This is a genomic window from Rhodococcus sp. AG1013 (assembly GCF_003350365.1).
Classification (GTDB): Bacteria; Actinomycetota; Actinomycetes; order Mycobacteriales; family Mycobacteriaceae; genus Prescottella.
Genome location: NZ_QQAT01000014.1, coordinates 104,005 through 129,789 on the forward strand (window position 1 = coordinate 104,005; position 25,785 = coordinate 129,789).

Consider the following 25,785-nt stretch of genomic DNA (forward strand, 5'->3'; position numbering starts at 1 on the left):
GGGGGTGTCCTAGCGTGGACTGACGGGTGCGTTCGGACGGCCCGCGCCCGCGAGTGGGAGGACGGCCGCCATGATCACCCATCCCGCCTTCACCGTCGACCCGTGGAGCCTGCGCGCCACCAGCCTCGACCTCGACGTGCTCGCGCAGACCGAGTCGCTGTTCACCCTCGCGAACGGTCACCTCGGGTGGCGGGGCAACCTCGACGAGGGCGATCCACACGGGCTGCCGGGCAGCTACCTGGCCGGTGTCTACGAGGTCCGACCCATGCCGTACGCCGAACCCGGCTACGGATACCCCGACTCGGGCGAGACGATCATCAACATCACCGACGGCAAGATCGTGCGGCTCCTCGTCGACGACGAGCCGTTCGACGTGCGCCGCGGACACGTCGTCAAGCACGAGCAGGAACTCGACATGCGCGCCGGTGTGCTGCGCCGGGTCGTCGAGTGGCAGTCCCCGGCCGGCCGGACGGTGCGGGTGTCGACCGTGCGGTTGGTGTCGTTCGCCCAGCGGACGCTCGGTGCGATCCGGTACGAGGTGGAGCCGCTGGACGGGCCGGCGCGGGTGGTGCTGCAATCGGAACTGGTCGCGAACGAACCGATGCCGCACGCGGAGGCGGATCCCCGGGCGGCGGCGGTGCTCGCGGAGCCGTTGATCGCGGAGGAACACTTCGACCACGACGCGCTGGTCCAGTTGGTGCACACGACCGGCGAGAGCGGCCTGCGCATCGCGGTCGCGATGGACCACGAGGTGTCGGGGCCTGACGTGCACGTCGAGACCGAGAGCTACCCGGACCAGGGGCGGGTCACCGTGACCGGTCACACGAGGCCGGGCCGGGCCCTGCGCATGGTCAAGTACGTCGCGCACGCCTGGTCGGCGCGGCGGACAGCTCCCGCGATGCGCGACCAGGTCGCGGGGGAGTTGACACTGGCCCGCGAGAGCGGCTGGGACGGACTGGCCGCCGAGCAACGCGCCTACCTCGACACGTTCTGGGCGCGCGCCGACGTCACCGTCGACGGCGACCCCGAGGTGCAGCAGGCGGTGCGGTTCGCGTTGTTCCACATCCTGCAGGCGTCGGCGCGGGCCGAGGGGACGGCCGTCGCGTCCAAGGGCCTGACCGGACGCGGATACGACGGCCACGCCTTCTGGGACACCGAGATGTTCGTGCTGCCGGTCCTCACGTCGGTGCTGCCGGATGCGGTGGGCGACGCGCTGATCTGGCGACACTCCACGCTCGGGATGGCGCGGGCGCGGGCGCGGCAACTAGGTTTCGACGGCGCGGCCTTCCCGTGGCGGACCATCACCGGCAAGGAATGCAGCGGGTACTGGCCGGCCGGGGCCGCCGCCTTCCACGTCAACGCGGCCGTCGCGCACGCGGTGAGCGGGTATCTGCGGGCCGACGGCAACCCCGACTTCGAGCTGACGGTGGGCCTGGACCTGCTGGTCGAGAGCGCGCGCCTGTGGCATTCGCTGGGCTACTTCGACGAGGACGGCCGCTTCCGGATCGACGGGGTGACGGGCCCCGACGAGTACAGCGCGCTGGTCCGCAACAACCTCTACACCAACCTCATGGCCCGCGAGAACCTGACCGCCGCAGTCGAGATCGTCGAGCGACACCGGGACCGGATGCCCGACCTCGGCGTCACGGACGAGGAGATCGGCGGGTGGCGGACCGCGGCCGATCGCATGTTCGTGCCCTACGACGCCCGGCGCGGCGTGCACCCGCAGTCGTCGGGCTTCACCGATCGGCAGGTGTGGGATTTCGCCGGCACGCCCCCGGAGCGTTATCCGCTGCTGCTGCACTATCCGTACTTCGACCTGTATCGCAAGCAGGTGGTCAAACAGGCCGACGTGGTGCTTGCGATGCAGTGGGTGCCCGACGCCTTCACCGCGGAGGAGCGGGCACGCAACTTTGCCTACTACGAACGGCTCACGGTGCGGGACTCGTCGCTGTCCGCGTGCAGCCAGGCCGTGGTCGCCGCCGACGTCGGCGCACTGGACCTGGCGTACGCCTACCTGGGCGAGACCGCGCTGATCGATCTGCTCAATCTCGAACACAACACGAGCGACGGGCTGCACCTGGCGTCGCTGGCCGGCATCTGGATCGCGTTGGTGCAGGGCTTCGGCGGTGCCCGCCGTCGGCGAGCCGGGCTGACGTTCCGGCCGGCGCTGCCACGGGGGATCGATCGGCTCGCGTTCGGTGTGGCGGCCGCCGGGTGCCGGCTGCGCGTCGAGATCGACCGGGTCGAGACGCGGTACCGGCTGGCGGAGGGCGACGAGTTGACCCTGTACCACGACGGAACCCCGATCACGCTGCGCCGCAACGATGTTCGGGTGATGCCGACCGTGCATCCGCCGGCGGGGCCGGTCGTGACCCAGCCGCCGGGGCGGGCGCCCGCGCGGCGGGGGAGCGGCGGATGATCGTGCGGTGATCCCGCGGACGTGGGTGGATGCTCCCGGTGTGTCGGTGGCCCGATGGCGAGACGGGAGTGTTTGTCGCAGGGGTTCTCCCGCCGTCGCACGGGTTCTCCGTCTGCAGAACCCCTGCGGCACTGCCGGAACCCCTGCGGCCCTCACCCGAACCGCGCACACCCACCCCACGCGGCAACAACTAAACTCGCTGCCGTGGCAACCCCGATGATCGCTCCGTCCATTCTCTCCGCAGACTTCGCACGCCTCGCCGAGGAGGCCGACGCCGTTGCCGGCGCCGACTGGCTGCACGTGGACGTCATGGACGCCCACTTCGTGCCGAACCTGACGCTCGGCCTGCCCGTCGTGCAGAGCCTGCTCAAGGCCACCGACATTCCGCTGGACTGCCACCTGATGATCGACGATCCGGGCCGCTGGGCGCCGCCGTACGCCGAGGCAGGTGCCCACAACGTCACCTTCCACGCCGAGGCCACCGACGATCCGGTCGCGGTCGCCCGCGACATCCGCGCGGCCGGCGCCAAGGCGGGCCTGAGCGTGAAGCCGAACACGCCGATCGAGCCGTACCTCGATATCCTCAAGAGCTTCGACACCCTGCTCGTGATGAGCGTCGAGCCCGGCTTCGGCGGCCAGTCGTTCATCCCGGCCGTGCTCGACAAGGCCCGGGCCGTGCGCAAACTGGTCGACGCGGGAGAACTGCGTCTGCTCGTCGAGATCGACGGCGGCATCAACGTCGACACCATCGAGCAGGCGGCCGAGGCCGGCATCGACTGCTTCGTCGCCGGTTCCGCCGTCTACGGCGCCGCCGACCCCGCCGCCGCAGTCCGCGGACTGCGTGAGCAGGCGGCCAAGGCGTCCCCGCACCTGACGCTGTCGATCTGACGGACCCGTCCGTGACGACCTCTGCGCGTGCCCTCGAGGCCGCGATGCGGCTGGCGATCGACGCCTCGCACGGCGTGCGGGGCACCACCAGCCCCAACCCGCCCGTCGGCGCCGTGATCCTCGACGCGTCGGGCGCGGTCGTCGGTATCGGCGCCACCCGGCCCCCGGGCGGTGCGCACGCCGAGGTCGTCGCGCTCGCCGAGGCCGGGCAGCGGGCCCGCGGAGGGACGGCGGTCGTCACGCTCGAACCGTGTAACCACCAGGGCCGCACCGGTCCCTGCTCGCAGGCGCTGATCGACGCCGGGGTCGCGGCCGTGCACTACGCCGTGTCCGACCCGAACCCTGCCGCGGCGGGCGGCGCCCAGCGGCTCCGGGAAGCGGGCGTGACGGTGTCGGCGGGCCTGTCGGCCGACGACGTCGAACACGGCCCACTGCGCGCGTGGCTGCACCGGCAGCGTCACGGACGTCCGCACGTCACGTGGAAGTTCGCCGCCACCCTCGACGGTCGCAGCGCCGCCGCGGACGGCACCAGCCAGTGGATCACCGGGCCGGAGGCGCGGGCACGGGTGCACGCCGACCGGGCGCGGCTCGACGCCATCGTCGTCGGAACCGGCACGGTCCTGGCCGACGATCCGTGGCTCACCGCGCGCCTGCCCGACGGCTCGCTCGCCCCGCACCAGCCGCTGCGCGTAGTGGTCGGGACGCGCGAGATCCCGCCCACCGCGAAGGTCCTGGACGATGCAGCCCCCACGCTGGTACTGCGCACCCACGACGTCGACGACGTGCTGGTCGCCCTCGCCGATCAGGACGATGTCCTGATCGAGGGCGGCCCCCGGCTGGCCGGGGCGTTCCTCGCCGCCGGACGGGTCGATCGGGTCCAGGCGTACCTCGCGCCCGTCGTGTTGGGCGCAGGGTCCCACGCAGTGGAAGACGCGGGGGTCCACACCATCGCCGAGGCGCTACGGTTTCGGCGGGAGAGCGTCGAGACGATCGGCGACGACCTGTTGTTGAACCTGATCCCGCGGGGGATCCGAAGTTGAACCGATCCCTCCGGGATCACCGTTGAACCGATCCCTCCGGGATCCGAAGGAGTGAGCGAAGACATGTTCACCGGAATCGTCGAGGAACTCGGCGAGATCGTCGCCAAGGAGGACCTGGCGGACGCCGCTCGGTTCACCGTGCGCGGACCGCTGGTCACCTCCGATGCGGGGCACGGCGACTCGATCGCCGTCAACGGCGTCTGCCTGACCGTCGTCGACGTCCTCGACGGGGAATCGTTCACGGCCGACGTGATGCGCGAGACCCTCGTGCGGTCGAGCCTCGGCGCCCTCGATGTGGGCAGCCGGGTCAACCTGGAACGTGCCGCCGCGGTGAACAGCCGGCTCGGCGGGCACATCGTTCAGGGCCACGTCGACGGCACCGGCGAGGTCATCAGCCGGAGCCCGTCCGAGAACTGGACCGTGGTGCGGATCTCGCTGCCGTCGAGCATCGCCCGGTACGTCGTCGAGAAGGGCTCGATCACCGTCGACGGTGTGTCGCTGACCGTGTCCGCGCTGGGCGGACAGCCCGGCGACGAGTACTTCGAGATCTCCCTGATCCCGACCACCCTCGGCCTGACCACGCTCGGCTCGGCCGAGCCCGGCACCCCGGTCAACCTGGAGGTGGACGTCATCGCCAAGTACGTCGAACGCCTGCACACCGCCGGCGGCCGATAGCCGGAATAACGACCTCGTATCGCGAGGTCGTACTGTTGAGGTGCATCTGAAGCGATGCGCCGGGACATACTCGAGCACACCAGTTCAAGAATTTGGAGCCCAAGCACGTGACCAGGTTCGACAGCATCGAGCGCGCAGTCGCTGACATCGCCGCAGGTAAAGCGGTTGTCGTAGTCGACGACGAGGATCGCGAGAACGAGGGCGACCTCATCTTCGCGGCGGAGAAGGCCACCCCCGAACTCGTGGCGTTCATGGTTCGTTACACCTCGGGTTACCTCTGCGTCCCGCTCGACGGCGAGGACTGCGACCGTCTCGGCCTGCCGCCGATGTACGCGACCAACCAGGACAAGCACGGCACCGCGTACACGGTCACCGTCGATGCGCGCGAGGGCATCGGCACCGGCATCTCCGCCTCCGACCGTGCCGCGACGATGCGTCTGCTGGCCGACCCGGACAGCGGTGCGAACGACTTCACCCGTCCCGGCCACGTCGTGCCGCTGCGCGCGAAGGAGGGCGGCGTCCTGCGTCGCCCCGGTCACACCGAGGCCGCGGTCGATCTCGCCCGCATGGCGGACCTGCGTCCGGCCGGCGTGATCTGCGAGATCGTCAGCCAGAAGGACGAGGGCCACATGGCCCAGACCGAGGAACTCCGGGTGTTCGCGGACGACCACGATCTGGCCCTGATCTCGATCGCCGACCTCATCGCGTGGCGCCGCAAGCACGAGAAGCACGTCGTGCGTGTCGCCGAGGCCCGGATCCCCACCCGTCACGGTGACTTCACCGCCGTCGGCTACCGCAGCATCTACGACGACGTCGAGCACGTCGCGCTCGTCCGCGGCGACCTCTCCGACAGCGACGGCAGCGACGTGCTGGTCCGCGTGCACTCGGAGTGCCTCACCGGCGATGTCTTCGGTTCGCTGCGCTGCGACTGTGGCCCCCAGCTGGATGCCGCACTCGACATGGTGGCGCAGGAGGGCCGCGGTGTCGTGCTGTACATGCGCGGACACGAAGGCCGCGGCATCGGCCTGATGCACAAGCTGCAGGCGTACCAGTTGCAGGACGCGGGCTCGGACACCGTCGACGCGAACCTGCAGCTCGGCCTGCCGGCGGACGCCCGCGACTACGGCATCGGCGCGCAGATCCTCGTCGACCTCGGCATCAAGTCGATGCGGCTGCTGACGAACAATCCGGCCAAGCGAGTAGGCCTCGACGGCTACGGCCTGCAGATCACCGACCGGGTTCCGATGCCGCTGCGCGCGAACGCCGAGAACCTCACGTACCTGCGCACCAAGCGGGATCGCATGGGCCACGACATGATCGGTCTGGACGAGTTCGAGGCCGGGGACGCACTGTGAGCGGCGAGGGACGCCCCGACCTCCAGCTCGGCATGGCCAAGAATCTCAAGCTCGCGATCGTCGCCGGCCAGTGGCACCCCGAGATCAGTGAGGCGCTCGTCGCCGGCGCCAGGCGCGTCGCCAAGCAGGCTCAGATCGAGGAGCCGACGTTGATCCGCGTGGCGGGCGCGATCGAGTTGCCCGTCGTGGCGCAGGAACTGGCGCGCTCGCACGACGCCGTCGTCGCGCTCGGCGTCGTGATCCGCGGCGGCACACCGCACTTCGAGTACGTGTGCGACGCCGTGACGGCCGGCCTGACCCGGGTGTCCCTCGACGAGGGCACCCCGGTCGGCAACGGCGTGCTCACCACCGACACCGAGCAGCAGGCACTGGACCGGTCGGGCCTGCCCGGCTCGGTCGAGGACAAGGGCGGCGAGGCGTGCGCGGCGGCGATCGACACCGCGGTCACGCTCGCGCAGCTCCGACGCATGCGGACGGAGCAGTCGACCCGATGAGCGCGAACGAGGACTGGGAGTTCGAGGTCCGCTCCAAGAAGTCGCCGCGCTACGCGATGATCGCCGCGGCCGTGCTGGTGGTGGTGCACGTGACGCTCGGCGTCCTGCTCCGGACGTCGGCGACCGGTGTGTACTTCCGGGTGGTGGACCAGTTCGCGATGGCGGGCATCGGGATCCTGCTGGCGGGCGGCGTGCTGCTGCTGACCCGTCCGCGCCTGCGGGTCGGTCCGCGGGGCATCGCGGTCCGCAACATCCTCGGTGAGCGCATCGTCGACTGGGATCTGGATGAGGGCATGTCGTTCCCGGACGGGGCGCCGTGGGCCCGGATCGAGCTGCCCGACGACGAGTACGTGCCGGTGATGGCGATCCAGGCCAACGACGGCGAGCACGCGGTGCGGGCGGTCCGCCGGTTCCGCGAGCTCGAAGCGAAGTACACGGGCTCGCGCGCCGCCTGAGTGCCGTCGGTACCGCCGACTAACCTTGAATCGTGCCTGATCCTTCGACGTATCGCCCCGCCCCGGGAACCATCCCGGCGGCGCCGGGTGTCTACAAGTTCCGCGACCCGCACGGCCGGGTCATCTACGTCGGCAAGGCGAAGAGTCTGCGGTCGCGACTGAACTCGTACTTCGCGGACGTCTCGTCGCTGCATCCGCGGACCCGGCAGATGGTCACCACCGCGGGCAGTGTCGAGTGGACGGTCGTCAGCACCGAGGTCGAGGCACTGCAGCTCGAATACAACTGGATCAAGGAGTTCGATCCACGGTTCAACGTCCGCTATCGCGACGACAAGACGTACCCCGTCCTCGCGGTGACGTTGAACGAGGAGTTCCCGCGACTGTTCGTCTACCGCGGTCCGCGCCGCAAGGGAGTGCGCTACTTCGGTCCGTACTCGCACGCCTGGGCCATTCGCGAGACGCTGGATCTGCTGCTGCGGGTTTTTCCTGCCCGGACGTGCTCGGCCGGAGTATTCAAGCGGCACAGCCAGATCGGCCGGCCGTGCCTACTCGGCTACATCGACAAGTGCTCGGCGCCGTGCGTCGGCCGGGTCAGTGCCGCGGAGCACCGGGAGATCGTCGAGGACTTCTGCGACTTCCTGTCCGGGCGCACCGATCGGCTGGTCCGCCAGCTCGAGGTCCGGATGCAGGACGCCGCGGAGGAACTCGACTTCGAGACCGCCGCTCGGCTGCGCGACGACATCGGTGCACTGAAGAAGGCGCTCGAGAAGCAGGCCGTCGTCCTCGGTGACGGCACCGACGCCGACCTGGTGGCGTTCGCGTCCGACGACCTCGAAGCGGCGGTGCAGGTGTTCCACGTCCGCGGCGGCCGGGTCCGGGGCCAACGCGGCTGGGTGGTCGAGAAGGCGGGCGACGTGATCGAGCGGGACGCGGTCGCCCTCGATGCCGCCGATGCCGCCGGCGCCCCCGGCGCCTCGGAGGAGGCGATCCTGGTGGAGCAGTTCCTCACCCAGTTCTACGGCGAGCAGGCCGCCCTGGGCGACGGCGGCGCACAGACCGACCAGCCGGCCAACGCCGTTCCCCGGGAGGTGCTCGTCCCGGTGCTGCCGCGGGGCGCCGAAGAGATCCAGCGGTGGCTCTCGACGCTGCGCGGGTCATCCGTGCAGTTGCGGGTCCCGCAGCGCGGCGACAAGAAGGCGCTCGCCGAGACCGTCGAGCGCAACGCCAAGGAGGCGCTCACGCAGCACAAGCTCAAGCGTGCCGGCGACTTCACGTCGAGATCGGCTGCGCTGCAGGGTATCCAGGAGGCGCTCGACCTGGATTCGGCCCCGTTGCGGATCGAGTGCGTCGACATCAGCCACGTCCAGGGCACCGACGTCGTCGCGTCGCTGGTCGTGTTCGAGGACGGTCTTCCGCGCAAGTCCGACTACCGCCACTACGCGATCAAGGAGGCCGCCGGTGACGGCCGCTCCGACGACGTCGCGAGCATCGCCGAGGTGACCCGTCGCCGGTTCCTGCGGCACAACCGGGACGTCGCTGCGGGGGCGAACCCCGGCGCCGACATCGACGGTGACGGGGCCGACGGTGGCGATCTCGCGCCGGAGGCCGCGCTCGACCCCCGGACCGGGCGGCCCCGTAGGTTCGCGTACCCGCCCAACCTGTACGTCGTGGACGGCGGTGCCCCGCAGGTCGCGGCCGCCGCGGAGGTGCTCGACGAGCTCGGCATCACCGATGTCGCGGTCATCGGACTCGCGAAGCGCCTCGAGGAGGTGTGGGTGCCGGGGGAGGAGGATCCGGTGATCCTGCCCCGGACCAGCGAATCGCTGTACCTGCTGCAGCGGGTCCGCGACGAGGCGCACCGTTTCGCGATCACGTTCCACCGCAGCAAGCGATCACGGCGGATGACCGCGTCGGCCCTGGACTCGGTGCGCGGGCTGGGGGAGACCCGGAGGACCGCACTCGTCACCCATTTCGGGTCCGTGGCCAGGTTGCGCAGCGCGACCGTCGAGGAGATCACCGCCGTTCCGGGGATCGGCACCGCCACCGCACAGGCGGTCCTCGAGGCGCTCGCGGGGTCCGATCCGGCGGCCGATCCGGCGCCTGCACCGGGCGATGCCGGATCGGATGTCGCTGCGGGCAGCGCCGTCGTGGGGGATGATGTGACGGACATCGGCGCTTCGAAACGAACAGGACACACTCGCGAGTGAACGACCTGCAGGATTCTGGTGGGCAAGGCATGGAGGTTGCGCTCGTCACCGGACTGTCCGGTGCGGGGCTGAGCACGGCGGCGAAGGTCCTCGAGGACCTCGGCTGGTATGTCGTCGACAACCTGCCGCCCGAGCTCATCGCCCGGATGGTCGACCTCGGGGTCGAGTCCGATCCGCCGATCCGGCGGCTCGCAGTGGTGATGGACGTGCGCAGCCGCCCGTTCTCCGGCGACCTGGGCCGGGTCGTGACCGCGCTCGAGGCGATGCCCGTGCAGATCCGGGTGCTGTTCCTCGAGGCCAACGACTCGGTCCTGATCCGCCGGTTCGAGCACGTGCGACGCAGCCACCCGCTGCAGAGCGACAGCAAGGAAGGCACCCTCTCGGAGGGGATCGCCGCCGAGCGGGCGAAGCTGGCTCAGGTGCGGGCCGCGGCCGACCTGGTAGTCGACACGTCCTCGCTCGCGGTCCGCGAGCTGCGCGAGAAGATCGAGACGGCCTTCGGCGGCGAGGGCAGCTCCGAGATCCAGGTGACCGTGCAGTCGTTCGGGTTCAAGCACGGTCTGCCGATGGATGCGGACCTGGTGTGCGACGTGCGGTTCCTGCCGAATCCGCACTGGATTCCCGAACTGCGCGAGCACACCGGACTGGAGGAGGCGGTTCGGGACTACGTCCTGTCCCGCGACGAGGCCCAGGAGTACCTGGATACGTACCTGCGCCTGCTGGAACTGACGACGGCGGGATACCGCCGGGAGGGAAAGCGCTACATGACCATCGCGGTCGGATGCACCGGCGGCAAGCATCGCAGTGTTGCCATGTCGGAGGCGCTCGCGGCGCGTCTGCAGAAGGAAGACGGCCTCGCCGTCCGCGTCGTGCACCGTGATGTGGGGCGCGAATGAGCGACGATCGACTGCACGGCAACGGCCGCACACCCCGAATCGTCGCGCTGGGTGGAGGCCACGGTCTGTACGCGACGCTCAGCGCCGCGCGGCGGCTGAGTTCGGACGTGACCGCGGTGGTCACGGTCGCCGACGACGGAGGTTCCTCGGGACGGCTGCGCGGTGAACTCGGCGTGATCCCGCCGGGCGATCTGCGGATGGCACTGGCCGCGCTCGCGTCGCGGGAACCACAGGTCCAGACGTGGACGGACGCCGTCCAGCACCGCTTCGGCGGCACGGGCGCCCTCGCGGGCCACTCGGTCGGGAACCTGATTCTCGCCGGTCTCACCGAGGTCCTCGGCGACACCGTCGCGGCGCTCGACACCGTGGCGCGACTGCTCGACGTCGAGGGCCGGGTGCTGCCGATGTCACCGGTGGCGTTGGAGATCGAGGCGGACGTCGTCGGACTGGAGTCCGATCCACGGGTGAGCCGGTGCATCCGCGGACAGGTCGCGGTCGCGACCACACCGGGAAAGGTGCGCCGCGTGCGGCTGCTGCCGGCGAGCCCGCCCGCGTGCCCCGACGCCCTGGCCGCGATCGAGAATGCCGATGTCGCCGTGCTCGGACCCGGTTCGTGGTTTTCGAGTGTGATTCCTCACGTTCTCGTGCCGGACCTGCTCGACGGTCTGATGCGTTCGTCTGCGCGGAAGGTGCTGATCCTCAACCTCGCGCCCGAACCCGGCGAGACCGCAGGATTCTCCGCGGAACGTCATCTGCACGTACTGTGCCAGCACGCGCCCGAATTCCGTGTCGACCACGTGGTCGTCGACTCGGCATCGGTTCCGGCCGGGCGTGAACGCGACCATCTGTGCCGCGCCGCGACGCAACTCGGCGCGGACGTCGTCTACGCGGATGTCGCCGAGGACGGAACCCACAAGCATCATGCGGGCAAGCTCGCGGCGGTGCTCGAACGCCTCACCGCGCAACAGACGGGCGAGCACCGCCCGGTCGAGGTGCGCGGGAGCGAGCAGCCTGCCGAACGGACAGCAGGGGGAAGGGAGAGCGCCACGTGGCGATGACAGCCGAGGTCAAGGACGAGCTCAGCAGGCTCACGGTGACTCAGGTGAGTTGTCGGAAGGCGGAGGTGTCGGCGCTGCTCCGGTTCGCCGGCGGGCTGCACATCGTGGGCGGCCGGGTCGTCGTGGAAGCCGAGGTGGACCTCGGATCGATCGCACGGCGCCTGCGCGGCGAGATCCTCGACCTCTACGGGTACCACTCGGACGTGCACGTGCTGAGCGCCAGTGGCCTGCGCAAGAGCTCCCGATACGTCGTGCGGGTCGCGAAGGAGGGCGAGGCGCTGGCCCGCCGGACCGGACTGCTCGACATGCGGGGGCGTCCGGTGCGGGGCCTGCCGGCGCAGGTCGTGGGCGGCAGCGTGGGGGACGCGGAGGCCGCGTGGCGCGGCGCGTTCCTGGCGCACGGCTCGCTCACCGAGCCGGGGCGCTCCTCGGCCCTGGAGATCAGCTGCCCGGGCCCGGAGGCGGCCCTCGCGCTGGTCGGCGCGGCCCGGAGGCTCGGCATCACTGCGAAGGCGCGCGAGGTCCGTGGCACCGACCGGGTGGTCGTGCGCGACGGCGAGGCGATCGGCGCGCTGCTCACCCGGATGGGTGCGCAGGACACCCGGCTCACGTGGGAGGAACGCCGCATGCGCCGCGAGGTGCGCGCCACGGCGAACCGTCTCGCGAACTTCGACGACGCGAACCTGCGCCGGTCCGCGCGCGCGGCCGTCGCGGCTGCGGCGCGGGTCGAACGGGCCCTCGAGATCCTCGGCGAGGACGTCCCCGACCACCTCGCGGCGGCGGGCACGTTGCGCGTCAAGCATCGGCAGGCCTCGCTCGAGGAGTTGGGGCAGCTCGCGGATCCGCCGATGACCAAGGACGCCGTCGCCGGTCGCATCCGGCGACTGCTGTCGATGGCGGACCGCAAGGCCAAGGAGGTCGGGGTCCCCGACACGGAGTCGGCGGTGACCCCGGAGTTGCTCGAAGAGGCGTGACGATCGGTCGACGACCCACCCCGGTTCCGGTGACCGGGGCAGATGCGCGCGTATGCGGGTGCGCGCACTAGGGTGGGACACGCATCGACCGATGAGTCTCGCGTTTCGGTTCGATAGTCGTGGGTATCACGTGCTCGCGGGGTTCTCGCGGGCGAAAAACTGGCACACCAGAGTAGATGGGCAAAGGAGCTAACTGTGACGGTCCGGGTAGGCATCAACGGCTTCGGTCGTATCGGACGTAACTTCTTCAGGGCGGTCGATGCGCAGAAGGCGCTCGGCACCACCGACATCGAGATCGTGGCGGTCAACGACCTCACGGACAACGCGACGCTGGCTCACCTGCTCAAGTACGACTCGATCCTGGGTCGTCTGCCGCACGAGGTCTCGCTCGAGGGTGACGACACCATCGTCGTCGGCGACACCAAGATCAAGGCGCTGGCGCACCGCGGCCCGCTGAGCGAGCTCCCCTGGGGCGAGCTGGGCGTCGACGTCGTCGTCGAGTCCACGGGCATCTTCACCGACGCCGAGAAGGCCAAGGGACACCTCGAGGCCGGTGCCAAGAAGGTCATCATCTCCGCGCCCGCCAAGGGCGAGGACATCACGATCGTGATGGGCGTCAACGACGACAAGTACGACGGCAGCCAGGACATCATCTCCAACGCGTCCTGCACCACCAACTGCCTCGGCCCGATCGCCAAGGTCCTCGACGACGAGTTCGGCATCGTCAAGGGTCTGATGACGACGGTCCACGCGTACACGCAGGACCAGAACCTGCAGGACGGCCCGCACAGCGACCTCCGTCGCGCCCGCGCCGCCGCGCTGAACGTCGTTCCGACCGGCACGGGTGCCGCCAAGGCCATCGGCCTGGTCCTCCCGCAGCTGCTGGGGAAGCTGGACGGCTATGCGCTGCGCGTGCCGATCCCCACGGGCTCGGTCACCGACCTGACGGTGAACCTCGCGAAGCCGGCCACCATCGCCGAGATCAACGCCGCGATGAAGGCTGCCGCCGAGGGCCCGCTGAAGGGCATCCTCAAGTACACCGAGGCTCCCATCGTGTCCTCGGACATCGTGACGGATCCGCACTCCTCGATCTTCGACGCCGGCCTGACCAAGGTCATCGACGACCAGGTCAAGGTCGTCTCCTGGTACGACAACGAGTGGGGCTACTCGAACCGCCTCGCGGACCTCATCGGCCTCGTCGCCAAGTCCCTCTGATCCGGGTCTGGTCCACGTGGCTGTCAAGACTCTGAAGGATCTGCTGGACGAGGGGGTCGAGGGCCGTACCGTGCTGGTGCGCTCCGACCTCAACGTTCCGCTGGACAACGGAACGATCACCGATCCGGGCCGGATCGTCGCGTCCGCGCCGACCATCTCGGCGTTGGCCGAGGCGGGCGCCAAGGTCATCGTGATGGCGCACCTCGGCCGCCCCAAGGGCGAGCCGGATCCGGCGCTGTCGCTGGCGCCTGTCGCCACGAAGCTCGGTGAGGTGCTGGGCCGCAACGTCCAGCTGGCCGGTGACGTGGTGGGCCAGGACGCGCTCGCGCGTTCCGAGGGCCTGACGGACGGCGATGTCCTCCTGCTGGAGAACATCCGTTTCGATCCGCGCGAGACCAGCAAGGACGACGCCGAGCGCGAGGCGCTGGCGAAGGCGCTCGTCGACCTCGTCGACGGCGACGGCGCGTTCGTCTCCGACGGTTTCGGCGTCGTGCACCGCAAGCAGGCGTCGGTCTACGACGTGGCCGAGCTGCTCCCGCACTACGCGGGCAACCTGGTCGCGGCCGAGGTCGAGGTGCTGCAGAAGCTGACGCAGGACTCCGAGCGTCCGTACGCGGTCGTGCTCGGCGGCTCGAAGGTGTCGGACAAGCTCGCCGTGATCGAGGCGTTGGCCCCCAAGGTCGACACCCTCGTCATCGGTGGCGGCATGTACTACACCTTCCTTGCCGCGCAGGGCATCTCGGTGGGCAACTCGCTGTGCCAGGAAGAGATGATCGGCACCTGCAAGGACCTGCTCGAGCGGTATGCGGACGTCATCCACATCCCGCAGGACGTGGTGATCGCGGACTCGTTCTCGGCGGACGCGGAGTCGAAGACGGTCTCCGTCCTCGAGATCCCGGACGGCTGGATGGGTCTGGACATCGGACCGGAGTCGGTGGAGCGCTTCGCGGCGATCCTCTCGGGTGCCAAGACGGTGTTCTGGAACGGCCCGATGGGTGTGTTCGAGTTCTCGAAGTTCGCGGCCGGCACCAAGGGTGTCGCCGAGGCGATCGTCGAGGCCACCGGCAAGGGCGCGTTCAGCGTCGTCGGCGGCGGTGACTCCGCGGCGGCCGTGCGTCAGCTCGGTCTGCCCGAGGACGGCTTCTCGCACATCTCGACCGGCGGCGGCGCGTCCCTCGAATACCTCGAGGGCAAGACCCTGCCCGGCATCGAAGCACTGGAGGGCTGAGGTTTGACTCGAAAGCCCCTGATCGCCGGCAACTGGAAGATGAATCTCAACCACCTCGAGGCCATCGCCCTGGTGCAGAAGATCGCTTTCTCGTTGCCCGCGAAGTACTTCGAGAAGGTCGACGTGACGGTGATCCCGCCGTTCACCGACATCCGCAGCGTGCAGACGCTGGTCGAGGGCGACAAGCTCCTGCTCACCTACGGTGCGCAGGACGTCTCGGCGCAGGATTCGGGCGCGTTCACCGGCGAGATCAGCGGTTCCATGCTGGCCAAGCTGGGTTGCACGTTCGTCGTGGTCGGACACTCCGAGCGGCGCACGCTGCACGGTGAGTCCGACGAGCTGGTGCTCGCCAAGACCAAGGCGGCGCTGAAGAACGGGCTCACCCCGATCGTGTGCATCGGTGAGGGCCTGAACATCCGCGAGGCCGGCGAGCACGTGGCGTACAACGTCGCGCAGCTGAAGGGCTCGCTCGCGGGCCTGTCGGCGGACGAGATCGCCAAGGTCGTCGTCGCGTACGAGCCGGTGTGGGCCATCGGCACGGGCAAGGTGGCCTCGGCCGCCGACGCCCAGGAGGTCTGCAAGGCAGTGCGCGAGACCCTGGTCGAGCTGGCTTCCCCGGAGGTCGCTGCCGGTGTCCGCGTGCTCTACGGCGGCTCCGTCAACGCCAAGAACGTCGGCGAGATCGTCGGCCAGGCGGACGTGGACGGTGCGCTCGTGGGCGGCGCCTCGTTGAAGGCGGACGAGTTCGCGACGCTGTCGGCCATTGCGGCCGGTGGCCCGCTGCCGTGAACGGCTGATGTCGCTGCCGTGAACGGCTGATGTCGCTGCCGTGATCCGGTAGCAACCGAAGACGAACGCTGGGCGCGTGACCGTGAAGGTCACGCGCCCAGCGTTTTTCGTTCATGCGCGCAGAGGGGCAGCTTTGCCTGCAGCGTGACGATCGTTGCCCGGTCGACGCCGAGTCCCTCCGCCAGGTACCGGTCGAAGGTGCCGTAGTTCCGGTCGACCTCCCGCGAACGAGGCTTCGAGGTAGCTCGCATCGACCCCGATGAGTTGGTGGTAGATCTCGGCCGCCTCGGGCCCCTTGACTGCGGGGATCTGGTCGAGAGTGGCCCGGATCGTCGCGGCCGAGTACTCGTTGGACAGCCCGCCGCGGCCGGTGTACCCGACTCCGTTTCCCGCGATGTCACGGACGTTGTGCACCGACGTAGGGCGTGGCGTCTCGGCCTGCCCGGGAACGCCGGATCCCGGATCCGATGAACCGAGCGAGCTCGGTGACGAGGCGTCGGCGACGGCCGGTCCGGCGAGGAGCAGTAGCCCCGTCACGGTCAGTGCGGCCGTCGTTCGGCCACGTCGGAAACGCTTGCGGTGCACAGGGTTCGTCACATCGATGATTCCTTCCGCGTCGGTGTCGTCCGACTGGAAGGTATCGACGAACGCCTGCACTGCGAGTGGTCTCACTCAGTGGTTCGCCAGGCGTTACGGGCGCTGCCGGGCGCGGACAGTGAATCTGTCGCGCGCCCAGCCGCGTTCACGGGTGTGTGTCAGCCGAGCAGTTTGAGGGCGAGCTTGCCGATGGTCACCGGCGAGAGGCCGAGACCGGTGCGCAGGTAGTTCTGCACGGTGCCGTACTTCGCGGTCAGCTCGTCCAGGCCGGCCTGCAGGTAGCTGGCGTCGACGCCGAGCAGCGGGTCGTAGACCTGGGCGACTGCTTCACCCTGGCTGGCGACGATGCCGGCCCGGGACCTGGCCATGGATGCGACGGTGTACTCGTTCGTGAGCAGGTAGTCGCTCATGATCGTCTCGCGCGGCACGCCGGCGATGCTCTGCAGCAACATGGACGCCCAGCCCGTCCGGTCCTTACCGGCGGTGCAGTGGAACACCTGCGAGCCGGGGGTCTCGGCCAGATCGGTGAGCAGTTTCGTGAACCCCGCGCGCGCCGCGGGATCGTTGACGAATGCACGATTCATGTCCCGCATGAAGTTCTGCGAGTCCTCAGGGGTCTTCAGCTTGGCGACGCCGGCCTCGAGATCGCCGGACAGGATCGGGATGTGCACGTAGGCGGTGCCGGCGACGGTGCGGTCGGGCTTGTGGGCCACCTCTTCCTCGGTGCGGACGTCGTACACCGCGGTCAGCTTCAGCGATTCGAGCGTCGCGAGGTCGGCGTCGTTCGGGGTGAGCGCGTTGGCACGGTAGAAGACGCCGGTGCGCATGAGGCCGAGTGGAGTCTTGTAGCCGGGGCCGGCGACGTCCCGGAAGTTGTCGACAGTCGCCAACCGGGGCGCCTCGACGATGGTCGGTGCGCTCGAGCCGAGTGCGGAGGATCCGAAGGACGACAGGTCGAGGGAACCGGTGGCCCCTGCCGCGGCAGTGCCGGCGAACAGGAACGAGCCTGATACCGCGAGTGCCACTGCGGTCCGGGTGGTGTGGCGCAGAGCTGTGGAGCGGTGCGTCATGGTGAGGCCTTCCTCGCATGGGGGTGACTGACTGCTCGGAAGGTAATGCGGCACGTTGTGCCACGAAAGTGAGTTGTCTCACTACACGGGAGGATTGTGGTGACGGTCGCTCGGAACCGCTTCCCGCGCGAGCGAATTGCGCACGGGAAGCGGGTCGGCAGGTTACCGAGCGACCCGAACGTCGCGAGTGAGCCTTCCGGTAGGCCGGTGAGGCGATCCCTCGGTGGTGTCGGCTGCCTTCGTGACCGCGGTGGGGTACAGGGGCGGTGCGGTGTGATCTCCATAACAGATACGGACGGTAACGACAAACGAACGATCGGCGCGTCCCGATCGTCAGGTTCCGTCTCCCGGCCACTGTGGCGGGTTTGCGCTCGATCGCCCAGGTAACAGGTAAGCTGAGCGCGCTAGTGGCCGAAATCCGTCGTGCGTGAAGGGCAGCGAATACCGAAATGGCACTGTTCCTGGACATCCTGCTGGTCATCACCAGCTTGCTGCTGATCCTGCTGATCCTTCTGCATCGCGGTAAGGGCGGCGGTCTGTCCAGTCTCTTCGGTGGCGGTGTCCAGTCCAGCCTCGCCGGCTCGAGCGTCGTCGAGAAGAACCTCGACCGACTGACCGTCTTCACCGCGGCGATCTGGCTGATCGCGATCCTCGGCATCGGGCTCGAGATCAAGTTCAGCTGACGATGGCGGGGTACCACAGCTCCACCTCCATCCCCGATGCTGCTGCGGCCCTGATCGACGCGCCCGAATTCGCGACACTCGCGACCGTCGAGCCCGGAGGCCAGCCGCAGCTGTCCGTCGTGTGGTTGGAGCGGGACGGCGACGAGGTGCTCATCTCGACCGTCCGTGGCCGCCGCAAGACCGACAATCTCCAGCGTGACCCGCGTGCGACGGTGCTGATCTATCCGGCCGGCGGGCCGTACCGCTACGTCGAGATCCGCGGTACCGCCACGATCACCGACGACCCGGGTGGGTCGCTGATCCACAAGCTGGCCCGCAAGTACACCGGGGCCGCGCGTTGGGAGCACGACACACCGGACACCCCGCGGGTGATCGTGCGGTTGAAGCCGTCGAAGGTGATCTGGAAGGGCTGACGCCCGGTCGGACGGTTGCCGTGCGGGTGTCCGGTCATCGGTCGATAATCAGGTGATGACCGGGATCCCCGATTCATCGCCAGCGTCCTCCGCTCCGCCTTCGTCGGCTCCGCGTGCTGCCACCGAACCGCTCCGAGAGGACATCCGCCTGCTCGGGGGCATCCTGGGGGAGATCGTCCGGGAGCAGTCCGGTGACGAGATCTTCGCGCTGGTCGAGCGGGCGCGGGTCGAGTCGTTCCGGGTCCGGCGTTCGGAGATCGACCGGGCGGAACTCGCGGAGATGTTCGAGCAGATCGACACCGCGGACGCCATCCCGGTGATCCGAGCCTTCAGCCATTTCGCGCTGCTTGCCAACGTCGCCGAGGACATTCACCGCGAGCGGCGGCGCGCGATCCACGTCCGGGCCGGCGAACCTCCACAGGACAGCAGCCTGGCGGCCACCTACGCGAAACTCGATGCGGCGACCCTCGACCCGGCCACCGCGAGCGCCGCGTTGGTCGGTGCGCTCGTGGCGCCGGTGATCACCGCGCACCCCACCGAGACGCGCCGGCGGACGATCTTCGAGACCCAGAACCGCATCATGGAATTGATGCGGATGCGGGAGTGGGTTGCCGGGGACGTCGACGAGGCGGCCGCGATCGGTCTCCAGCTGCGCCGCCAGATTCTCACCCTGTGGCAGACGGCGCTGATCCGCCTGTCCCGATTGCGGATCCAGGACGAGATCGAGGTGGGCCTGCGCTACTACGATGCCTCACTGTTCGAGGTGGTCCCACAGATCAACGCCGACCTCCGGGACGGTCTGCGGGCCCGGTGGCCGGGCTCGACCCTACTCGCGGAACCGATGCTGCGGCCGGGGTCGTGGATCGGCGGCGATCGGGACGGGAATCCGTTCGTCACAGCCGAAGTCGTCGGCCGGGCGACTCACCGTGCGGCCGAGACCGCGCTCGAACATCACCTCGAGGAGCTCGAGGTACTGGAACGGGAGCTGTCGATGTCGGCGCGGCTGGTCACGGTGACCGCCGAGTTGGACCGGCTCGCGGACGAGTCCGGTGACGAGTCGGCGTTCCGCGCGGACGAGCCCTACCGGCGCGCCGTCCGTGGTCTGCGTGCACGCCTGACGGTCACCGCGGACCGGATCCTCGGCCATCCCGCCGTTCACCGCGTCCGAGCGGCCTCGACGGACCTGCCGGGATACGACAGCCCGGCCGAGCTGCTGGCGGACCTCGATGTCATCGACACGTCGCTGCGATCGCACGGCGACGACACCGTCGCCGACGACCGTCTGGCGCAGCTGCGGAACTCGGTGGAGGTCTTCGGCTTCCACCTGTGCGGTCTGGACATGCGGCAGAACTCGGAGGTCCACGAGTCGGTGGTCGCCGAGTTGCTGGCGTGGTCGGGGGTGCACCCGGACTACCGGTCGCTGTCGGAGGACGAGCGGATAGCGCTGCTGTCCCGGGAACTCGCGACCCGTCGGCCGCTGTCGGGTCCGCACGCCGAGTTCAGCGAGCTGACCACGAAGGAGTTGGGCATCCTGCGGGCCGCCGCCGAGGCCGTCGAGCGGATCGGACCGGACGCGATCCCGAACTACATCATCAGCATGTGCGACTCGGTGAGTGACATGCTCGAGGCCGCGATCCTGCTCGCCGAGGTGGGGTTGTTCGACCCGGACGGCGACGACGGACCGTGGTGCCCGGTGGGGATCGTGCCGCTGTTCGAGACCATCGAGGACCTGCGGCACGGCGCCGCGACCCTCACCCGAACGCTCGAGGTGCCGATCTACCGGGCTCTGGTCGCGAACCGCGGCGACAGCCAGGAAGTGATGCTCGGATACTCCGACTCGAACAAGGACGGCGGATATCTCGCCGCGAACTGGGCGCTGTACCGGGCCGAGCTCGAGTTGGTGCAGGCGGCGCGGAAGACAGGAATTCGGTTGCGGCTCTTCCACGGTCGCGGCGGCACCGTGGGCCGCGGCGGCGGACCGAGCTACGATGCGATCCTCGCGCAGCCGCCGGGCGCGGTGCAGGGGTCGCTGCGGATCACCGAGCAGGGTGAGGTGATCGCGGCCAAGTACGCCGAGCCGCGGCTCGCCCGCCGCAATCTCGAGGCGCTCGTCGCGGCCACCCTCGAATCGACCCTGCTCGACGTCGAGGGGCTCGGCGACGACGCGGCACCCGCGTACGAGATCCTCGACGAACTGGCCGAGCTGGCGCGCGTCGCGTACGCGGACCTCGTGCACGACACCCCCGGCTTCGTGGAGTACTTCAAGGCGTCGACGCCGGTCGCGGAGATCGGTGCCCTCAACATCGGCAGCCGGCCCGCATCCCGCAAGCCGACCGCGTCGATCTCCGACCTGCGCGCCATCCCGTGGGTGCTGTCCTGGAGCCAATCGCGGGTGATGCTGCCCGGGTGGTACGGCACCGGAACGGCCTTCGAGCAGTGGGTGGGCGGCGATGAGCAGCGACTGAAGACATTGACCGACCTGTACGAGCGGTGGCCGTTCTTCCGTACCGTGCTGTCGAACATGGCGCAGGTCATGGCGAAGTCCGACATGGGCCTCGCGGCGCGCTACGCGGAACTGGTGCCGGACGTCGCGTTGCGGGACGAGGTGTTCGGCAAGATCGCCGCCGAGCATGCCCGCACGATCGCGATGTACACGTCGATCACCGGGCACGACAATCTGCTGTGGGACAACCCGGCTCTCGACCGCTCCGTGCACAACCGGTTCCCGTACCTCGAGCCGCTCAACCATCTGCAGGTGGAGTTGCTGCGCCGCTACCGCGCCGGCGACGACTCCGACGGCGTCCGGCGCGGCATCCAGTTGACGATGAACGGTCTTGCGACCGCGCTGCGGAACAGCGGCTGATCCGACCGCGATCGCCACCGGATGCGACGGGGTGGCGCGCCAGCGCGTCAGAGTTGTTCGGCGCGTACGCCCGCCGCCACGGCGTGCATCTTCTCGAGGAATGCTCCGATCGTCTCCCGCTCGCGTGGCGAGAAGGATTCGATTGCCACCACCGCGCGGTCGATGAGGGGCCCGAAGAACGACGTGCCCAGGTCCACGGCGTGGGATGTGACCTCGACGACGACCCGACGGCGATCGGCGGTGTCGCGCGAACGGCACAGGAGTCCCTGCTTCTCGAGCCGGTCGATCAGGGCGGTCGTGGAGGCGGAACTGATGCCCAGCTGCTGCCCCAGCCATCCCGGTGTCGCGGGATGGCCCGCGCGGGCCGCGTCGAGGAGGGTGATCAGCGCGCGCAGGTCGGTGGTGTGGAGGTGGTGGCTCCTGGCGAACTCGGCGCCGAAGAGGTTGAGTTCCACGGTCAGTGCCCGCAGTTGATGCACCGTTGCGTGGCCCCGGATTCGGGGGTCGAGTTCGTCGTCGTGCATTGCTGCCTCTTTCCGGCTGGGTCTGGACGCCAGTTGCCTCGTCTGCCTAGTATCTCGATGATCGAGATAAATGTCGAGTGTCGAGGATTCAACCAGGGGTGGGCAGATGAACCGAAGTGATGCAGTCCATTTCGCGTCGACGGAGAGCGGGCGCGAGTTCGAGCGGCGGTACGACCGGGTGCTCGGGCGGTGGCCGGGACCGGTGGAGCGTGTCGATGTCGGCACCGGGTTCGGCACCACACGCGTCAACGTCTGTGGGCCCGAGGACGCGCCGCCCGTGATCCTCTTGCCCAGTGGCCGAGCCACCTCCACCGTGTGGTTCGCCGTGGCCGCGGAGCTCTGCGGGGACCACCGGGTGTTCGCGGTCGATCTCCCCGGCGACATCGGGCTCGGGGTGGTCACCGAACCGCTGCGGAGCCGGGACGATCTGATGGACTGGATATCGGCGGTCGTTCACGGTCTCGAGCTGGAAACGTATGGCGTCGTGGGTCATTCGTACGGCGCGATGGTCGCCCTCGCGCATGCCGTGCGGCGACCCGACGGGTTGGACAGGCTCGTACTGCTGGATCCCAACTCGTGCTTCGCGGGCATGAGTCCGCAGTACCTCGCCCGTGCAGTCCCGCTGCTCGTTCGCCCGACCGGTGAACGCCAACGACGCCTCATCGGATGGGAATCGGCCGGCGCCACGATGGACGCCGACTGGCTCGACCTGGTCGCGTTCGGCGCCGAACGGTTCCCGGCACACCGCCCGGTGGTGCCGCGGCGACCCCGGCCACAGGATCTCCAGGAACTCCGAGCCGAGGTGACCGTCGTGCTGGCGGAGCGCAGCCGGGTACATGACGCGGCGCGGATCGGTGAGCGGGCACGGAGCTCGATGCCGCGGGCCGCAATTCGCGTCATTCCCGGTGAGTCCCACTACACGCTGCCGATGAGCTCATCGCCGGAACTGGGCGCGGCGCTGCGGACCGCGCTCGGCTAGTGCGTGTCTCCCTGCGGCCCGGTGTCAGCGCAAGATGTGCGCGGCGCGGGCGGCGCGCAGCCAATCTGGATACTCCGACAACAGGAGTCGGTACAGCTCCGCATCGGAGAGCGCGTCGACTTTGTTCACGGAGAAGAATCCCGCATTGTCGACTTTCCGACCGGACATTGTGTCGAGCTTCTCGAGCACACCGAAGCTGCTTCGGCCGATCCCGATGAACTGCCAGAACGCCGGCCGAGATGAGGCCCGGCGCATCAGCTTTTCGATGGCAGAGCGTTTGCTGAATCCGCCATCGGTGAAGAACAGGATCAGCGTCGGTACGGTGGTGTTCTCGTCCAAGCCGGCGAGAACCTCAGTCATGATGGGGATCTCGTCGTTGAAGCCACCGATCTCGTTGTCGTAGTCGATACCGCCGTGTACCCCTTGCAGATGGATGTACTCGTCGATCCACTGGTCGGCGCGGTCGACTGTCACGTCGGGGAGCTTGGCGAAATTGACGCCGTACAGGTATGCCTCGAGCTGTCCGTCGGCGTCGAGCTGCGTGGCCACCGGGACCATGCGGCGCACAGTCTCCTGCACCTCGCCGTCAGAGTAGCGCCGGCTCATCGATCCGGTCTTGTCGATCACCAGGATCACCCGACCGACGTAGTCTCGGGCGCCGTTGGCGAGCAGGACCTTCGCGACCTCCTTCTTGCGCAGGTCCAGCTTCTGTCGCTTCTCCAGCGACAGCTTCGCCTCAGCCGGAACCGTGCGAACCCCGTCTGCGTCCACCGTCGCCACCCCCGCAGGTGGGGTCGGCGCGGTAGCCGTGACAGCAGGTACGGAGGTGGAGGTGGTGGGTTGTGCCGGTGTGTCGTCAACGGCGACGCCGTGCTCGGTGACCAATGCGACCAGGCCGTCGTTCCAGCCGGCGGAGACGTTGCGAACCTTCCATGCCCCGTTCCGGCGGTACACCTCGAGCAGCACCGCGGAGCGCTCGGTGGTCAGTCCCTCCGCAGCCGCGGTGACGGTCGTGCCGCCAGGTTGGGTCACGGCAACCGCCAGCGCGGGCACCGCCGACAGTGGGCCGGTTACGGTTTCGTCGACCGACACCGCTATCGCGATCCGCTCGATTCCCGCGGGGATCGCCGCGAGATCGAGTCGCACCTGCCCCTGGGCCACGAGGGTGACTGCACCCTCCGGGGAGGTCGGGTTGTTGAAGAACACCAGGTCCTCGTCGCTGCGGACCTTGCGACGCTCGTCGAGTTGGAACACGAACAGGTCGACGCTGCCGGGAGAGGTTCCGGTCACTCCGATCGTGGTGGCAGTGGTGGCGACGCTGGTATTGGCGCCTCGGGTCAGGGCGGTCACGGGTCGGTCAGTCCTTTCGGCAGGAGGCGGAGCCCGGGCGGACCCTCTGGCGGATGCTGTTGCGTGACTGGCTCAACGCCGCGAAGCATATGACCCCACCGCTCGGGCACCATGCGGCTCGTGCCGAATCCCGACACCGATCACCGATGTCGTCAATGCTGGCTTCCCAGCTGGCTGCTGATCTCCTGGTTGATCTGATGCAGTCCTGGCGAGGAGACCCCCGGCAGCATGCCGAGGATGCTACGAACCAGCGACTGATCGTTGATGACCTTCTCGCTGGACTGCACCAACACGGTGCCGGCGCCGGTGAAGTCGTATTGCCGTTCCTCGCCCGACTGCACGCCGACGCGGCGCGCGGCGGCCTGCACGAACCCGGTCACCCACGCTTGGTCGAAGTGGTGGCTCGGCGACGGGCAGTCCGCCCACCCGACAAGCGCTTCCGGGTCCACCCGCACCGGTGGCTCGACGAACATGACCGGCCCGTTCGATGACGCGAGGAACTTGCCGGTGCCGATCAGCGTCACAAAGCCCGGAACGATCGATTGGTTGAGCGCCAGGGCGGGCTCGAACGCCAGAAGGTTCGCGGCTCGAATGGTCAGGTTGCCGTCATCGAGGTCGTAGGAGTTGATGTCGTAGCCGCGGTCGCCGAGGATCAGCTTGCCCTGTCCGTCGGCGACGACGAAGTCGTGCAGGTGCAGGGGAGCGGAGAACTGCTGGGCGACCATCTGCAGCATGTGGCCCTGCAAACCGTGCTGGAGCGAGGTGAACGTCATCTGCCCGTAGTAGGCGATCATGGCGCCCTTGGACATGAACCACGGGTGCTGCAGATCCACGGTGAACGTGTAGTGGTTGCCTGGGATGTTGTCGTTGCCGGGCAGCGTCGCCGGATTCCAGACCGTGCTCACAGTTTCTCCTCCGATGCCTGGACGAACACCACACCGTGACCGGTGCACTCGAGTTGCATGTTCTCCCCGCCGCTGCGGGCGACGTTGCGCCAGCTCATCCCGGACTTCAATGTCGTCGTCACCGACCCGAGGGCTGCGACGTAGGCCTGCGGATCGACCGTCACCGGCCGATCGGGGGTGACCTGGAGTTCCAGAAATCCGCCGTGACCGAGGACCACCGCGAAACCGTGTCCGGAGAGCTGTGTGGTCGACATGCCTTGCCCGGTGGCCACTCCTGCGGCGGCGCCACGCAGCGTCCCCCGCAATCCGCCGCCCCCACCACCGGACGGGGCGGCCGCGGAGACGACCGAGACCTGCAACCCGCTCGTGTAGGCCAGCAGACGGGAGGCTTCGACCCGCAGTTGCCCCGCGGCCGAAACGTCGACGATGTGGGTTTCGATTCCGCGGAACCCGTAGTGCACGGAGCCGGTTCCCTGCGCGAGCATCGTCGCCTCGTGCTCGCCGTGGAGCATTCGGCCGGCCATGGCCCCGAGCCCGCCACCGCCCCCGAGACCCGGGACGTGGTGCGGGGTGAACTGCACCTGCCCGGTGTAGAACAGCATCGCGCCGCGGCGCGCCACCACGGGCCCTGTCCGGCCCAGATCCACGGTGACAACTTTGTCGTTGACCTGTGTGAACATCCGTTGCTCCCTGTCTCCGCTGTGA

At 69.0% G+C, this 25,785-nt stretch carries 24 protein-coding genes; 18 read left to right on the plus strand and 6 right to left on the minus strand.

Annotation, left to right across the window (positions count from 1 at the left end):
* Positions 1-70 precede the first annotated feature (70 nt).
* The 14 genes from DEU38_RS17640 to tpiA all read left to right on the plus strand — a co-directional run bounded on the left by DEU38_RS17640 (position 71) and on the right by tpiA (position 15,696).
* Positions 71-2,422 carry a glycoside hydrolase family 65 protein gene (locus tag DEU38_RS17640; RefSeq protein WP_114722700.1) on the plus strand — a complete coding sequence of 784 codons (2,352 nt, stop codon included), beginning with the start codon at positions 71-73 and terminating at the stop codon, positions 2,420-2,422.
* Positions 2,423-2,626: 204 nt separating this feature from the next.
* Entirely contained in the window at positions 2,627-3,310 is a 684-nt protein-coding gene (gene rpe, locus DEU38_RS17645) for a ribulose-phosphate 3-epimerase (protein WP_114722701.1), read from the plus strand.
* 44 nt (positions 3,311-3,354) lie between these two features.
* Positions 3,355-4,350, plus strand: coding sequence for a bifunctional diaminohydroxyphosphoribosylaminopyrimidine deaminase/5-amino-6-(5-phosphoribosylamino)uracil reductase RibD (gene ribD / locus DEU38_RS17650; RefSeq protein WP_114722755.1), 996 nt, complete (start codon positions 3,355-3,357; stop codon positions 4,348-4,350).
* Positions 4,351-4,413: 63 nt separating this feature from the next.
* Positions 4,414-5,025, plus strand: coding sequence for a riboflavin synthase (locus tag DEU38_RS17655; RefSeq protein WP_114722702.1), 612 nt, complete (start codon positions 4,414-4,416; stop codon positions 5,023-5,025).
* Between the two features lie 107 nt (positions 5,026-5,132).
* Positions 5,133-6,380: a bifunctional 3,4-dihydroxy-2-butanone-4-phosphate synthase/GTP cyclohydrolase II gene (locus DEU38_RS17660; protein ID WP_114722703.1), complete on the plus strand. Its 1,248-nt coding sequence runs from the start codon at positions 5,133-5,135 to the stop codon at positions 6,378-6,380.
* Complete coding sequence (gene ribH, locus DEU38_RS17665; protein ID WP_114722704.1) at positions 6,377-6,874, plus strand: 6,7-dimethyl-8-ribityllumazine synthase; 498 nt, start codon at positions 6,377-6,379, stop codon at positions 6,872-6,874. The genes DEU38_RS17660 and ribH overlap by 4 nt, the downstream gene beginning before the upstream one ends.
* Entirely contained in the window at positions 6,871-7,329 is a 459-nt protein-coding gene (locus DEU38_RS17670; protein WP_114722705.1) for a PH domain-containing protein, read from the plus strand. Before ribH ends, DEU38_RS17670 begins: the two co-directional genes overlap by 4 nt.
* Before the next feature lie 32 nt (positions 7,330-7,361).
* The gene (uvrC, locus tag DEU38_RS17675; RefSeq protein ID WP_114722706.1) at positions 7,362-9,536 is read left to right on the plus strand and encodes an excinuclease ABC subunit UvrC; all 2,175 of its coding nucleotides are present in this window, start codon (positions 7,362-7,364) and stop codon (positions 9,534-9,536) included.
* Positions 9,537-9,565: 29 nt separating this feature from the next.
* A complete protein-coding gene (gene rapZ, locus DEU38_RS17680) occupies positions 9,566-10,432 on the plus strand; it encodes an RNase adapter RapZ (RefSeq protein ID WP_114722756.1) in 867 nt (288 codons plus the stop codon).
* Positions 10,429-11,490 (plus strand): uridine diphosphate-N-acetylglucosamine-binding protein YvcK, encoded by a 1,062-nt coding sequence (gene yvcK, locus DEU38_RS17685; RefSeq protein ID WP_114722707.1) that lies wholly within the window; start codon positions 10,429-10,431, stop codon positions 11,488-11,490. Before rapZ ends, yvcK begins: the two co-directional genes overlap by 4 nt.
* The gene (gene whiA / locus DEU38_RS17690; RefSeq protein ID WP_174914673.1) at positions 11,487-12,464 is read left to right on the plus strand and encodes a DNA-binding protein WhiA; all 978 of its coding nucleotides are present in this window, start codon (positions 11,487-11,489) and stop codon (positions 12,462-12,464) included. The genes yvcK and whiA overlap by 4 nt, the downstream gene beginning before the upstream one ends.
* A gap of 195 nt (positions 12,465-12,659) precedes the next feature.
* Positions 12,660-13,679 (plus strand): type I glyceraldehyde-3-phosphate dehydrogenase, encoded by a 1,020-nt coding sequence (gene gap / locus DEU38_RS17695; RefSeq protein ID WP_114722709.1) that lies wholly within the window; start codon positions 12,660-12,662, stop codon positions 13,677-13,679.
* 16 nt (positions 13,680-13,695) lie between these two features.
* Entirely contained in the window at positions 13,696-14,907 is a 1,212-nt protein-coding gene (locus tag DEU38_RS17700) for a phosphoglycerate kinase (RefSeq protein ID WP_114722710.1), read from the plus strand.
* A gap of 3 nt (positions 14,908-14,910) precedes the next feature.
* Positions 14,911-15,696 (plus strand): triose-phosphate isomerase, encoded by a 786-nt coding sequence (tpiA, locus tag DEU38_RS17705; protein ID WP_114722711.1) that lies wholly within the window; start codon positions 14,911-14,913, stop codon positions 15,694-15,696.
* Between the two features lie 111 nt (positions 15,697-15,807).
* Here tpiA and DEU38_RS17710 read toward each other — a convergent pair whose 3' ends face one another.
* Positions 15,808-16,368 (minus strand): hypothetical protein, encoded by a 561-nt coding sequence (locus tag DEU38_RS17710; RefSeq protein ID WP_258557978.1) that lies wholly within the window; start codon positions 16,366-16,368, stop codon positions 15,808-15,810.
* A gap of 83 nt (positions 16,369-16,451) precedes the next feature.
* Positions 16,452-17,363 carry a tyrosine-protein phosphatase gene (locus DEU38_RS17715; RefSeq protein ID WP_114722712.1) on the minus strand — a complete coding sequence of 304 codons (912 nt, stop codon included), beginning with the start codon at positions 17,361-17,363 and terminating at the stop codon, positions 16,452-16,454.
* 449 nt (positions 17,364-17,812) lie between these two features.
* Here DEU38_RS17715 and secG point away from each other — a divergent pair, with 449 nt between their 5' ends.
* From secG to ppc, 3 genes are read left to right on the plus strand one after another with little or no spacing between them, the layout of a single operon-like run.
* A complete protein-coding gene (gene secG, locus DEU38_RS17720; RefSeq protein WP_114722713.1) occupies positions 17,813-18,046 on the plus strand; it encodes a preprotein translocase subunit SecG in 234 nt (77 codons plus the stop codon).
* Between the two features lie 2 nt (positions 18,047-18,048).
* The gene (locus DEU38_RS17725; protein WP_114722714.1) at positions 18,049-18,459 is read left to right on the plus strand and encodes a PPOX class F420-dependent oxidoreductase; all 411 of its coding nucleotides are present in this window, start codon (positions 18,049-18,051) and stop codon (positions 18,457-18,459) included.
* Positions 18,460-18,514: 55 nt separating this feature from the next.
* On the plus strand, positions 18,515-21,322 hold the full coding sequence (gene ppc / locus DEU38_RS17730) for a phosphoenolpyruvate carboxylase (protein WP_114722715.1): 2,808 nt from the start codon (positions 18,515-18,517) through the stop codon (positions 21,320-21,322).
* 47 nt (positions 21,323-21,369) lie between these two features.
* Here ppc and DEU38_RS17735 read toward each other — a convergent pair whose 3' ends face one another.
* Positions 21,370-21,846, minus strand: a complete 477-nt coding sequence (locus DEU38_RS17735) for a MarR family winged helix-turn-helix transcriptional regulator (protein ID WP_114722716.1) — start codon at positions 21,844-21,846, stop codon at positions 21,370-21,372.
* A 106-nt stretch (positions 21,847-21,952) separates the two neighbouring features.
* On the opposite strand from DEU38_RS17735, the gene DEU38_RS17740 reads away from it, so the two are divergent.
* Positions 21,953-22,825 (plus strand): alpha/beta fold hydrolase, encoded by an 873-nt coding sequence (locus DEU38_RS17740; protein ID WP_114722717.1) that lies wholly within the window; start codon positions 21,953-21,955, stop codon positions 22,823-22,825.
* A 24-nt stretch (positions 22,826-22,849) separates the two neighbouring features.
* On the opposite strand, the gene DEU38_RS17745 is transcribed toward DEU38_RS17740, so the two are convergent.
* From DEU38_RS17745 to DEU38_RS17755, 3 genes are all read right to left on the minus strand, one after another.
* A complete protein-coding gene (locus tag DEU38_RS17745; RefSeq protein ID WP_174909984.1) occupies positions 22,850-24,175 on the minus strand; it encodes a VWA domain-containing protein in 1,326 nt (441 codons plus the stop codon).
* Between the two features lie 152 nt (positions 24,176-24,327).
* Positions 24,328-25,080: an AIM24 family protein gene (locus DEU38_RS17750; RefSeq protein WP_114722718.1), complete on the minus strand. Its 753-nt coding sequence runs from the start codon at positions 25,078-25,080 to the stop codon at positions 24,328-24,330.
* On the minus strand, positions 25,077-25,760 hold the full coding sequence (locus DEU38_RS17755; RefSeq protein WP_114722719.1) for an AIM24 family protein: 684 nt from the start codon (positions 25,758-25,760) through the stop codon (positions 25,077-25,079). Before DEU38_RS17755 ends, DEU38_RS17750 begins: the two co-directional genes overlap by 4 nt.
* Positions 25,761-25,785 lie beyond the last annotated feature (25 nt).